This window comes from Flavobacterium riviphilum, assembly GCF_055231795.1.
Window position 1 is genome coordinate 57,749 of the sequence record NZ_JBUYSY010000002.1, and the last position, 12,367, is coordinate 70,115.

Sequence of the window (12,367 nt, forward strand, 5' to 3'; positions counted from 1 at the left end):
TTGTTATAAAATCCTATAAATAGGGTAATTAAGGTGTGCTTTTTCATAATATGGCGAATGATTATATATCCAATCTAATTGTGCTTCAGGATTTTTATTGAAAGCAGCATCTTTTGTTTTCAAAGCTTCAAATTCGGATTTAAGTGTCGCGTTTTCTTTTAGTAGTTGAGCCGCAGTATCTTCAAAAACATATTCAGAATAGCCTTCTTTTTGTTGTAATAGCGTATCAAAGAAATTCCAATTGAAAAAGGAATCGACGCCCTCGGGTTCAAGGGTTTCTAATAGGTATTTTACCCCTTTTTGCTGGGTAGAGATTAAAAAATCTCCTTTTCTGAAGGCAACTTTTTCAGTCGTAGCTTTTACCGTGGTATTTCTGTGTAAATAATGCCCTTCGTAAGCATTAGCTGTGGTTTTAAAATCGGCAATGCGATAGCGTTCTACAGTAATTAGAGTGTCGTTTGCTATAGCTTTCATGTTGATTCCGTTGTGTTTTAATAAATCAACAACTGGCCAGAAGCCTTGTGGAATAACATAATACTTTGGAATTTCAATTTCTCTGACGGCTTTGAATTCTTTGATGAAAGGAACATCTTTTTTGTATGGTTTTGTTCGATCATAAAATAAACGATTGCCGGTGGTTGCATCGCTTTTTTTGTAACTTGCTTCAAAGCCTAAAAACGGGATAGTGGTTTTTTTTGTGGTATCCAATTCCCATTTGATAGCATATTTTTTGTTGGGTGCGTATTGTGCTTCATTCTCAACGCGAAGCCTTTTGATTTTTTGATAATTAGCATCCGTATAATCGATGGCTGAACGCATGTATTCATAAGTTACTTTTACTCTATCGGCATAATTTTTTAACATATGTGTTTCAACAACAAAACCTAAAGTGTTGAATAATGATGTATACCCAGTTGCATAACGTGGACTTTCAAAAAACTGACTAAATCCTTTATCGGGTGTGTCGGAAAAAGTATTGACATAGGGAGTGCTTTCTATTTTCTTTTTAAGTAAATCATCTACGATATTTGGCATCATTTCTTCGTTTAGAAAATTTCCCAAGACAGTTCCTAGTTTGTTGTGTTGGGTCATGATGTAGGTCAATTTATATTGATAATCGGCGCCATTGCTCACGTGATTGTCAATAAAAACATCAGGATTTGTCAAACGGAAAACTTCAATAAAACTTTTAGTGTTTTTGGTGTCTGATTTTATGAAATCGCGATTCAAATCATAGTTTCTGGCATTGCCTCTAAAACCATATTCTTCGGGACCGTTTTGATTAGCACGCGAACTTGAATTTCGGTTCAAGGCTCCGCCAATATTGTAAATAGGAATACATACCAAAACAGTGTTTTTGGGTGCTTTTATTTTACCTAAGGCCAAGTCACGATACAATTGCATGCTGGCATCAATACCGTCTGGTTCTCCTGCGTGAATGCCATTATTGAGTAATACAACCGCTTTATTGGTATTTATTTTTTTAAAATCAAACTCTTTTTCAGGATTGAAAATGACAATGTGTAAAGGTTTGCCGCTATCGGTTAAACCCATTTCTATGATTTTGATAGTTGCGAAATCATTGGCTAAAAGTTGGTAATATCGAATGGTTTCTTCGTAAGTAGCCGATTGGTTTCCATTTCCTTTTTCGAAAAAAGTATCGTATTTGCTGTTTTTTTGGGCCAAAATAGAAAATGAAAGTAGTAAAAGTAGGCTGGTAATAAACTTCATGTTTTTGTGTTTTGAGGAAAAATCAAATATACTTATTTCTATTTTATTTCGATTATTGCTTTGCCAACTGCTGAAAATAGGCACAGCCAACTATTTTAATTACTTTTGCAACATGAATATACCGCACAATTTTAAACCGATTCTTGATAGCTTTGGGATTTCAAACCTTAACGAAATGCAAGAAGTGTCGCATGATGCGATAATTAATGAAAACAATGTCTTGTTACTTTCGCCTACGGGATCAGGAAAAACATTGGCTTTTTTATTGCCTATTTTTGAGCTGTTGCAACCTGAAATTCTTTCGGTACAATGTTTAATCTTAGTTCCCTCACGTGAATTGGGTTTGCAAATTGAACAAGTTTGGAAAAAAATGAGCACAGGTTACAAAGTAAATGTGTGCTATGGAGGGCATTCTATTGACACCGAGATTAAAAATTTAAGTAATCCACCAGCTGTTTTAATTGGAACGCCAGGAAGAATTGCTGATCATATTGATAGAGGAACTTTTCGTTTGGACAAAATTCAGACGCTCGTTTTGGATGAATTTGATAAGTCCTTGCAACTCGGGTTTCATGAACAGATGTCTTTTGTGATAGGTAAATTGTCAAAACTTAATAAGCGTGTGTTGGTTTCGGCTACTTCTGGCATTGAGATTCCTAAATATACTCGAGTGGTCAATCCTTTGGTTTTGGATTTTATTCCAGAAGCCCAAGAGGAGAATAATCTTTCGTTACAAATGGTTATTTCTAAGGATAAAGATAAATTGATGACTTTGTTTCAATTGATTTGTTCTTTGAAATCTGAAGCCGCAATTGTTTTTTGTAACCATCGAGATGCTGCTGAGCGTATTAGTGATACCCTGAATGAAAAAGGGATTTATTCGACTTATTATCATGGTGGTATGGATCAGGAAGAACGAGAACGTGCTCTGATTCAGTTTAGAAACGGAAGTATGAGTTACTTAATCACTACCGATTTGGCTGCTCGCGGATTGGATATTCCGGAAATGAAACATGTAATTCATTATCATTTGCCTTTGAAGGAGGAAGAATTTACGCATAGAAACGGTAGAACTGCGCGTATGTTGGCTTCAGGAACCGCTTATGTCATAGTAAATGAAAGCGAAAAAAAACTAGATTATATGGATTATTCTATGCCTGTTTTAGAGTTAAGTTCAAATAGTACATTGCCAAAACCGCCCCAATTTCAAACTATTTACATTAGTGGGGGTAAAAAAAATAAACTCAATAAGATTGATATTGTTGGGTTCTTTTCTCAAAAAGGGAAGTTAGAAAAAGGTGATTTGGGATTAATTGAAGTGAAAGATTTTATCTCTTTTGCGGCTGTAAAATACAACAAAGTGAAGGATTTACTTCGCTTAGTGAAAGATGAAAAAATGAAAGGAAAGAAATTCAAAATTGAAGTAGCTAGAAAAGTAATCAAAAAAGTGGAGGAGTAGTGCTTTGTATCCAGATTTTGGAGATCATTTAAATGGTATAAAAAAAATCGTTAACACATTTAGGTTAACGATTTTTTTATTTGTGTCAATCACTGATCACGCTATAGTAAGACCACTGACGATTAAATTTTCTTTACATATTGCGTAATGATTACGATTTGTTGTCCATCTACTTTACCTTCAATGTACTCAGCATTTTCATGATCTAAGCGAATGTTTCTAACGGCGGTGCCTTGTTTGGCTACCATACTTGAGCCTTTTACTTTCAAATCTTTTATCAATACAACAGAGTCTCCGTGTTCCAAAATAACGCCATTACTGTCTCTATGGATGATTTTATTTTCATCATCTTCGCCTTCACCTGTAGCTTGAGCCCATGCTAAGGTGTCTTCGTCAAGATACATCATGTCCAATAAATCTTTTGGCCAACCAGCCGCTCTCATTCTGCTGAGCATTCTCCAAGCCACTACTTGCACTGGGATGTGCTCACTCCACATACAATCGTTTAAGCATCTCCAGTGGTTCAAATCTTCATTTCCTGGATTTTCAATTTGATCAATACAAGTAGTACATGCCAAGATGTTCTCGTCTAGACCTCCTTTTTGGGTAGGTAAAACGGTATATGTTTTTAAATTTTCTTCGGCGCCACAAAGTTCGCATTTGCCCCCGCTACGTTTGTTTAATTCTCTATCTAGACTCATTTTTCTGGTTTAAAGTTACAAAAGTACAATTTTGCAAGTAACGATAGTTTTTTTTGAGGCTTGTTATAATTTATTTATGAAGTTTTACTCTTACGGCATCTGGGACTAGCATTTCATATTCTCCGTGGTTTCGAATGACATCACGCACAATACTCGAACTAATATAAGAGGTGCGAGCTGCAGTTAATAAAAACACGGTTTCGATTTTGGAAAGTCGTCGATTGGTATGTGCAATGGCTTTTTCGAACTCAAAATCCGCAGGATTTCGTAAACCTCTAAGGATAAAACTAGCGTTGAGTTTTTGGCACAAATCAATGGTTAAGCCTTCGTAGGTGATTACAGAAATCTTGGGTTCATTTATAAAAGTCTCTTCGATGAAACGTTTTCTTTCATCGAGAGAAAACATGTATTTTTTTTCAGCATTGACCCCAATAGCAATTACAATTTCATCAAAGAGTGAGATGCCTCTTTTGATAATATCTTCATGTCCTAAAGTGATAGGGTCGAAGGATCCAGGAAATATGGCTTTTTTCATTTGTTTTAAGTTTAAAGATGCTAAGCAACTAAGTAATCTGTTGCTCTGTATCTTGGTGGCTTAGCTGCTTAATTTAGTGCCAGCTCTATAGCGTTAGAGAATAAATCTTCTAAAGAAATTCCAGCAGCATTGGCTTGTTGTGGAAGTAAACTCTCGGTGGTTAAACCCGGAATTGTGTTCATTTCTAGCATGTGTGGTTCGTCATCAACTATTATGAATTCGCTACGTGAAAATCCTTTCATTTTCAATACTTGATAGGCACGTTTGGCAATTTCGCCAACTTTTAGCGTCATTTCTTCGGAAAGACGAGCAGGGGTGATTTCTTGCGATTTGCCTTCGTATTTAGCTTCATAATCAAAGAAATCATTTTCAGAAACAATTTCAGTGATAGGTAAAACAGTAATTTTTCCTTGGTAATTGATTACACCAACAGACACTTCGGTACCATCTAAGAAACTTTCAATAATGATTTCGTTGTCTTCTTTATACGCAATTTCGATAGCGATAGGCAATTCGGCTTCGGTTTTGACTTTCGAAATCCCAAAACTAGAACCTGCTTTGTTGGGTTTTACAAAACAAGGCAATCCTACTTTGGCAACAATTTCTTTTGTGTTAATCAAGTCGCCTTTGTTAAGGTAATACGAAGCAGCCGTTTTAATGCCATAAGGTTTTAAAGTAGAGAGTAAATCTCTCTTGTTAAAAGTTAAGGCAGCTTGGTAATAATCGCATGCAGTTTGAGGAATTTGCAACAATTCAAAATAAGCTTGCATAAGTCCATCTTCTCCAGGAGAACCATGAATGGCATTGAAAACACAGTCGAATTGAATTTTTGTTCCATTGACCGTTACAGAAAAGTCGTTTTTATCGATTGGAAATTCAGTATCATTTTCATCTACGTACACCCATTTTTCTTTAAAAATATGGATGCGGTATGGGTTGTATTTGGTTTTGTCTAGCGTTTTATACACTACGTTTCCGCTGATTAAGGAGATTTTGTATTCGCTAGAATATCCACCCATGATAATGGCAATGTTTTTCATTTTAAAAGTTTAGTCGGTTAATTGGGTTTTTGTTTAATCAACAGAATCGATCAAACGGATTCAAAACAAAATTATCATTTTTTTTGAAACGAAATACCTTTATCTTTGTGCTTCTTAAAATTTAAAATATGAGTTTACGTAAGTATCTTACCAGTGGTGTGTTTTTTGGACAGCTATTTATTGCCTTGGGTATTATTGTTGCTATTGCCTACTTTTTTATGCATTGGTTAACCTATACCACAGATCATGGGCATGAAATCGCCGTTCCTAATTTAGCTAAGCTTACCGAAGATCAAGTAGAAGAAAAATTAGATGATTTGGATCTAGATTATGTGCTATTGGATAGTGTAGATTATAGAGATGATTACCCGAAATTTAGTGTGGTAGAACAAGATCCTTTGCCAGGAACTAAAGTAAAAGTAGGTAGAAAAGTATATATAAAAATTAATGCTTCAGGATTCTCATCCATTAAATTGCCCAATTTAATTGAGAAAACATATAGAGAAGCAGTGCCCACTTTAAAAGCATTAGGACTAGAACTTGGAACTGTTACCTATATTCCAAATATGGCCAAAGATATGGTTTTGGAAATGCGTTTTAAAGGCAGAAATATGAAAGCGGGCGATCGCGTTTTAAAATCATCTAAAATTGACTTGGTTTTAGGAGATGGAAAAGGGAGTTATGAAGAAGATCAACTTAATGATACCTTGCAGGTACCTGCAGTAGAAGAAACAGAAACGATTGCTGATGAACAATAATGAAGAGCCTTTAGAAATAGAAGATGAGTTGTTTGAGCATTATCGATTTGAAGTCCCCAAAGGACAAGCTTTTTTACGAATCGATAAGTATTTGATGAATTTGATTCAAAATGCTACGCGAAATAAAATTCAAAATGCGGCTAATGATGGAAATATCTTTGTAAATGATATACCTGTCAAATCCAATTACAAAGTAAAACCTTTTGATGTGATAACAGTTATGTTGTCGCATCCTCCTTATGAAAATCATATTCTTCCAGAAGATATTCCGTTGAATATCGTTTATGAAGATGATGCTTTGTTGTTAATTAATAAGGAGCCTGGGATGGTAGTACATCCTGGTCATGGCAACTACACAGGTACCATGGTGAATGCTTTGGCTCATCATTTTGATAATTTACCTATGAACAGTAGTGAGCGTCCGGGATTAGTACATCGAATAGATAAAGACACCTCGGGACTTTTGGTGGTTGCAAAAACCGAAGCCGCTATGACTCATTTGGCCAAACAATTTGAAGCCAAAACAACCGAACGCGAATATGTTGCATTGGTTTGGGGTAATGTTGTTGCTGATAGCGGAACTATAGAAGGAAATTTAGCCAGACATTTAAAAGATCGTATGCAAATGGCTGTTTTTGATGATCCCGAAATTGGAAAACCAGCTATAACTCATTATAAAGTGTTGGAGCGTTTTGGCTATGTTACTTTGATCTCTTGCCAACTTGAAACCGGACGTACTCATCAAATTAGAGCGCACATGAAACACATTGGCCATCCGTTGTTTAATGATGAACGTTATGGAGGGCATTTGATTTTAAAAGGTACAACGTTTACAAAATACAAGCAATTTATCGAAAATTGTTTTAAAGCTCTGCCGAGACAAGCTTTGCATGCTAAAACCTTAGGTTTTGTACATCCAACAACTGGTGAAATGATGCGTTTTGATACTGAAATCCCCGCTGATTTCCAGGATTGTATCGAAAGATGGCGCAATTATTGTAAAACCCATGTTACCGAAGAAGAATAAAAAAAAGGACTTGCATAGAATATGACAAGTCCTTTTTTGTATAAGAGTGTTAATTAAATTGGAATTTTCTCAATGAGTATACTATTTTGATTGGAGTCGAAATAGGTACAGGTTTTCTCAATAAGGTTTACGGCCCAACGTGCAATTCCGCATTGACTCGCTTGTTTGCAAAAAGTTAAGTAATCGCTTTGCCCTTCTTGATGTCTCCATAAGAATTCAATAAACAATTCTTTGTTGACAAAAGGGTTGATTTCAATTGGAGTGTAGGTTTCTGTAGCACTTGCTCTAAAATTGTCTACGCCAAAATATTCTACATGCCCGTCCGATACAAAAGTATCATAGCCTTGTACGCCTAATGCAATTAATTCTTGAATATAATTTGGAAAATCAGCACCAGATTTCACTTTGGCATGTGCTGCTTTAATTTGTTGTATCGTGAACATATTTTGATGTTAAAGTGAACTAAAATCAGTTGTTTTTGGAAAGGAATTTAGAGCGTTAACCACAATATCAGGCATAGGTTCAGCTAGTTTACGCAGTTTAGTATCCATCCAGGCGCCTTCAACAGTAATTACAGCGCATAATATATCCTCTCGGTAAAATTCGTGTACAATGGTGTAACGTGAAGCATCAGGTTTCATCCTAGCAATTTTGGTATGCATGACAATTGTATCTGAAAAATGGATTTCTCTTTTAAAAACACATTCTTCTCGGAATAAGACCGGTCCAATATGGGCTTTTTTCAATACCTTAAGAGATAGTCCTAGTTCTTCTAAAATTTCAACACGATGTTGTGCCCCAAAATCGTAATACACACTGTGACGCATATGAAAATTAGGATCCAAATCTGACCATCTAAAAGATAGTGTTTTTGTAATAGTTGGCATTTTGATTGAAATTAAAATTGGATGACAAATTTACAAATAAAGTTTTGTTTTATTCGAGTAGGAGAATAATCAAATAAAGTGTTTTATAAAACAATATTGAAATTGGATTTTTGTAATAAATCTTTAGAATTTGATTGAGGGGTTTTAGAGGTAAAATTGTGAATATCTATTTTAAAATTGTCTAGTTTGTTCTGCATTTAAAAGTATCTTTGGCTCCCTAAAAAAAATCAAGATGAGCACAATTTGGTACGAATGCAAAATAAAGTACAGAAAAACCGATGAAACTGGTGGACAAAAGATTACCACCGAACCTTATTTGGTAGATGCCTTATCCTACACAGAGGCTGAAAAACGAATCAATGAAGAAATGGCAGCTTACATTAGTGAAGAGTTCAAAATTACCAACATAAAAGTGGGGAACTATGCCGAGATTCATCCTTTTGAAAATGCTGATCGTTGGTTCAAAAGTAAAGTGTCTTTGTTGGCTTTTGATGAAGAAAGTGGTAAAGAGCGCAAGACCAATATGTATCTTTTAGTCCAAGCCAATGATGTAAAAGAGGCGTATGATAATACTACAATTGCTATGAAAAATACCATGGGCGAGTATACTATTCCAGCTATTTCTGAATCTCCTATTGTGGATGTTTTTCCTTATTTTAGTGGGGAAGAAGATGAAGTAGAGGCGCTAGAACGTTTTAATACTCTTAAAGCATCTACAGCACCAAAGTACGATACAGATACCTACGAAGCCGAAGCCTTAAAAGCGGAACTACTTGAAGAAATGGAATAATTTTTTCCTAATTTTATATAATCAAAAAGCCTGCAAAGACAACGTTTTTGCAGGCTTTTTGATATTGTATAAAACAGAACCTATTTATCGATTGATCCCAAGACACGTTTCATAAACGTATTCAAAGCTTCTTTCTTATCAGTGCCCGTTTTCACCATTTTATGTACTTCCAAAGCACCATACATATTCGAAATTAATTCGCCTATCACATCCAACTCTTCGTCTTTCAAAGAAGGAACTTCTGTAAGCGCTTCTAAAACTTCTATAGTTTCAATGATGTAATCTTGATCGTTTTCTTCTATAAATTGAGTCAGGTGTTTGATAACAGGTAATTTCATTGGAATAAATGTATATAGATTGGAAATAATTGTAAGTGGGAGTTACTCGTTTTCTTAAGCGATTTCTTTTACTAAATCGGCTAAAACTTCTGCTTTGTTCGTCTGTGTTTCGTTAACTAATTTTCCTCCAACAAACGTAGCAAAAGTGGGTAGGTTACTCACATTGGCTAACTTTCTAGATTCGGGTGAATTTTCGGCATCTACCAAAACAAACGTAATGTTTTCGTTTTCAGTAGCCATTTTTTTGAATTTTGGTTTCATAATTCTGCAATTACCACACCAAGAAGCCGAATATTGAACCACTACTTTTTCGTTTTGGGCTACCAAAGTCCCTAGCGTATCTTCGTTTAATTCGATTAACATAATTTAAATTTTAAAATTCAATTTTTAAAATCCCAAATTCCAATTTTTGATAGTGCTAAACGAATTACATTGGAATTTGGAATTTAAAATCTGGAACTTGTTATTAGTTTAAGCTTAAGTATTCAGCAGTACTTTTTCTGTCAGCAGTCATTGCTTCTTTACCAGCTTCCCAGTTAGCAGGACAAACTTCACCTTTTACTTGAATGTGCGTGTAAGCATCTACCAAACGTAAATATTCGTTTACGTTACGACCTAATGGCATATCGTTTACGCTTTCGTGGAAAATTTTACCTGTTTCATCAATCAAATAAGTAGCTCTGTAAGGTACATTTGATCCTTCGATGATTACTGAATCAGTTTCTTCGCTGTAGCTAGTAGATTCGATATCTAAAATACCAAGAATGTTAGCCAAGTTTCTGTTAGTATCAGCCAAGATTGGATACGTTACTCCCTCGATACCACCATTGTTTTTTGGTGTGTTCAACCAAGCAAAGTGTACTTCGTTAGTATCGCAAGAAGCACCAATTACGATTGTATTTCTTTTTTCAAATTCTGGTAAAGCGGCTTGAAAAGCGTGTAATTCTGTTGGACATACAAAAGTGAAATCTTTTGGGTACCAGAACAACAATACTTTTTTGTTGTTGTTTACTGCTTCTTCAAAAATGTTGATTTTCAAATTATCTCCCATTTCAGAGATAGCATCAACCGCAATACTTGGAAATTTTTTACCTACTAATGACATAGAATTATTATTTAAGATTTTGTTATTTTTTCTTTTGCAAAGATAAGCACAGTGTTTGGGGATCACTAAAGATTTTAATTATAATTCATTATTTGGTCATAAACTTTGATTATTGTTTATTTAAATTGTTGATTTTAACGAAAACGTTGTATTATTTTTAAAACTACTGAAAATCAAATACTTATGAAAATTATTGGGAAGACTGTGAAAATTAAGTGCCTTTCTTTTTTTAATTTTATTTAACTAAATTTTTACTATTGAAGTTCTAGGTTCTAAATTTTTATTAGAGTGTTCGATTGATTTTCTTTGAATAGTTTTGTTTGAGGAAGTTTTTATGTAAAAACCCTAAAGAGGTAAACTTTAGGGTTTTATATTTTAGGTTTATTCAAATCTTCTTATTGATAGATTATTTTAACCGGAAGGTTGCCCTCGTAGGGTAAATTTGCAGTTATTTTTTGAGCGGCTACTTCTTGAAATTCTTTTAAATCTTGATAAGCCACTACCAATGCTTTTGAATTTAGAATAGTAGGTAGTACTTGTAAAGCATATGGATTACCAAATAAATGGAAGATTACTTTTTTGCTTCCAACGCTATTTTCTAGCCATTGGATAATATGATCTTCAATTTCAAAATTCGCTAAAGGTTTTGCTTTTGGAACAAATAAAGCAATTACCAAAGTATCATACTTTTCGATTTCGGTCAATTTGTCATTGAAACTTGTATCATTTAATGCAATTGAAAACGAATCACCCTTTATATCATTTTTAAGTGCATTTAAAAAGGGATTGTCAATTGGGCGATAGATACTGATTTTCGCTACCGATTCACTCTGATTAATGAATGTTTTTATGGATTCCTTAGTGTCATTTTTGATGAGAGTGATTGCTTTTTCGGCACATTTTCGATTGAGTTGTTGTGTCGTATCCCAGTCAAAATGAGGTGCAGCATCGGAAGTAGTATCAAATAAACCAGCTTTTTGTTTGTACTTCAAAATCCTTTGATAACTAGCTTCTATTCTTTCTGGTTGGGCATTTTTCAGGATGGCTTCAATACCTTCGGGTACGTTTTCGGCAAAGCAAAGCACGTCATTTCCTGCATTAAATGCTTCCCATTCCAACTGTCCTTTGGTTTCGTAAAGTTTTGAAACACTATGCATGTTCAACGCATCCGAAATAATTAAACCTTGATAACCCAGTTTTTGGCGAAGTAAACCTTCTATGACCACTTTTGATAAAGTAGCCGATGTATTTTGTCCATCATTTAGTGAGGGTACGGCCAAATGTCCTATCATAATAGAATCCACATCGTTTTCTATGCCTTTGATAAAAGGAACCAATTCGTGTTCCATTAAATCATCTAAAGTTTCTTTCAATACGGGCAATCCCAGATGCGAATCTACATTGGTGTTGCCGTGACCAGGAAAATGTTTGAGGCATCCTAAAACACCTACTTCCGACATACCGTTTAAATATTCTACGGCAAGCGAAGCTACTTTGTCTTTATTTTCACCAAATGAGCGATATCCAATTACAGGATTGTTAGGATCAGTATTGATATCGGCTAAGGGGGATAAATTGTAATGGATGCCCGCAGCTTTTAGATCCAACCCAATTTGTTTTCCAATTTCATATACCAATTCTTTATCGGCTGTTGGAATAGCTCCAAGTGTAATGGCATATGGATATTGAGGTGTTTTTTCAACACGCATGGCCAAGCCCCATTCGGCATCAATACTCATTAACAAAGGGGTTTGGGCTGCTTTTTGATAACGAATGATTAAGGCTTTTAAACGTTCAAAGCTGTTATCGTTGAATTCAATTTTTTTATTGCTTTCGTAATTCGTTGCCGCACTAGCTCGACTGTGGAAAAAGGTTAGTCCACCAATGTTGTACTCTCTTATTAATTTTTCAGTGGCCTGAATGTTTTCTTCAGTATCATTGATGAAAACTGCTGGGAAAAAGAATTGTCCAATTTTTTGTACTGTAGTCATGAGAA

General features: G+C 34.9%; 14 protein-coding genes. 4 read left to right on the plus strand and 10 right to left on the minus strand.

What is annotated here, in order from left to right:
- Positions 1-3: 3 nt before the first annotated feature.
- Positions 4-1,731 carry a M14 family metallopeptidase gene (locus ACZIX2_RS02950; RefSeq protein WP_463338589.1) on the minus strand — a complete coding sequence of 576 codons (1,728 nt, stop codon included), beginning with the start codon at positions 1,729-1,731 and terminating at the stop codon, positions 4-6.
- A gap of 112 nt (positions 1,732-1,843) precedes the next feature.
- Between ACZIX2_RS02950 and ACZIX2_RS02955 the strand changes: the two genes are divergently transcribed.
- Positions 1,844-3,190, plus strand: coding sequence for a DEAD/DEAH box helicase (locus ACZIX2_RS02955; RefSeq protein WP_463338590.1), 1,347 nt, complete (start codon positions 1,844-1,846; stop codon positions 3,188-3,190).
- A 122-nt stretch (positions 3,191-3,312) separates the two neighbouring features.
- On the opposite strand, the gene ACZIX2_RS02960 is transcribed toward ACZIX2_RS02955, so the two are convergent.
- From ACZIX2_RS02960 to ACZIX2_RS02970, 3 genes are all read right to left on the minus strand, one after another.
- Positions 3,313-3,891, minus strand: coding sequence for a PhnA domain-containing protein (locus ACZIX2_RS02960; RefSeq protein WP_463338591.1), 579 nt, complete (start codon positions 3,889-3,891; stop codon positions 3,313-3,315).
- A 70-nt stretch (positions 3,892-3,961) separates the two neighbouring features.
- Entirely contained in the window at positions 3,962-4,426 is a 465-nt protein-coding gene (gene coaD, locus ACZIX2_RS02965) for a pantetheine-phosphate adenylyltransferase (protein WP_463338592.1), read from the minus strand.
- Between the two features lie 68 nt (positions 4,427-4,494).
- On the minus strand, positions 4,495-5,466 hold the full coding sequence (locus tag ACZIX2_RS02970; protein ID WP_463338593.1) for a D-alanine--D-alanine ligase: 972 nt from the start codon (positions 5,464-5,466) through the stop codon (positions 4,495-4,497).
- A gap of 128 nt (positions 5,467-5,594) precedes the next feature.
- Here ACZIX2_RS02970 and ACZIX2_RS02975 point away from each other — a divergent pair, with 128 nt between their 5' ends.
- Positions 5,595-6,224, plus strand: coding sequence for a PASTA domain-containing protein (locus ACZIX2_RS02975; protein WP_463338594.1), 630 nt, complete (start codon positions 5,595-5,597; stop codon positions 6,222-6,224).
- Positions 6,214-7,251, plus strand: coding sequence for an RluA family pseudouridine synthase (locus ACZIX2_RS02980; protein ID WP_463338595.1), 1,038 nt, complete (start codon positions 6,214-6,216; stop codon positions 7,249-7,251). Before ACZIX2_RS02975 ends, ACZIX2_RS02980 begins: the two co-directional genes overlap by 11 nt.
- Positions 7,252-7,304: 53 nt before the next feature.
- Here ACZIX2_RS02980 and ACZIX2_RS02985 read toward each other — a convergent pair whose 3' ends face one another.
- Both ACZIX2_RS02985 and ACZIX2_RS02990 read right to left on the minus strand, forming a co-directional pair.
- The gene (locus ACZIX2_RS02985) at positions 7,305-7,694 is read right to left on the minus strand and encodes a DUF1398 domain-containing protein (RefSeq protein WP_463338596.1); all 390 of its coding nucleotides are present in this window, start codon (positions 7,692-7,694) and stop codon (positions 7,305-7,307) included.
- Positions 7,695-7,703: 9 nt separating this feature from the next.
- Entirely contained in the window at positions 7,704-8,138 is a 435-nt protein-coding gene (locus ACZIX2_RS02990; protein ID WP_463338597.1) for an acyl-CoA thioesterase, read from the minus strand.
- 232 nt (positions 8,139-8,370) lie between these two features.
- Between ACZIX2_RS02990 and ACZIX2_RS02995 the strand changes: the two genes are divergently transcribed.
- Positions 8,371-8,928 carry a DUF4494 domain-containing protein gene (locus ACZIX2_RS02995; protein ID WP_463338598.1) on the plus strand — a complete coding sequence of 186 codons (558 nt, stop codon included), beginning with the start codon at positions 8,371-8,373 and terminating at the stop codon, positions 8,926-8,928.
- Between the two features lie 80 nt (positions 8,929-9,008).
- Here ACZIX2_RS02995 and ACZIX2_RS03000 read toward each other — a convergent pair whose 3' ends face one another.
- From ACZIX2_RS03000 to ACZIX2_RS03015, 4 genes are all read right to left on the minus strand, one after another.
- Positions 9,009-9,266, minus strand: a complete 258-nt coding sequence (locus ACZIX2_RS03000; protein WP_159683555.1) for a DUF6952 family protein — start codon at positions 9,264-9,266, stop codon at positions 9,009-9,011.
- A 54-nt stretch (positions 9,267-9,320) separates the two neighbouring features.
- Positions 9,321-9,629, minus strand: coding sequence for a thioredoxin family protein (locus tag ACZIX2_RS03005; RefSeq protein ID WP_463338599.1), 309 nt, complete (start codon positions 9,627-9,629; stop codon positions 9,321-9,323).
- Positions 9,630-9,732: 103 nt separating this feature from the next.
- Positions 9,733-10,371: a peroxiredoxin gene (locus tag ACZIX2_RS03010; protein WP_463338600.1), complete on the minus strand. Its 639-nt coding sequence runs from the start codon at positions 10,369-10,371 to the stop codon at positions 9,733-9,735.
- 395 nt (positions 10,372-10,766) lie between these two features.
- The gene (locus ACZIX2_RS03015; RefSeq protein ID WP_463338601.1) at positions 10,767-12,362 is read right to left on the minus strand and encodes a glycoside hydrolase family 3 protein; all 1,596 of its coding nucleotides are present in this window, start codon (positions 12,360-12,362) and stop codon (positions 10,767-10,769) included.
- Between the last annotated feature and the right edge of the window lie 5 nt (positions 12,363-12,367).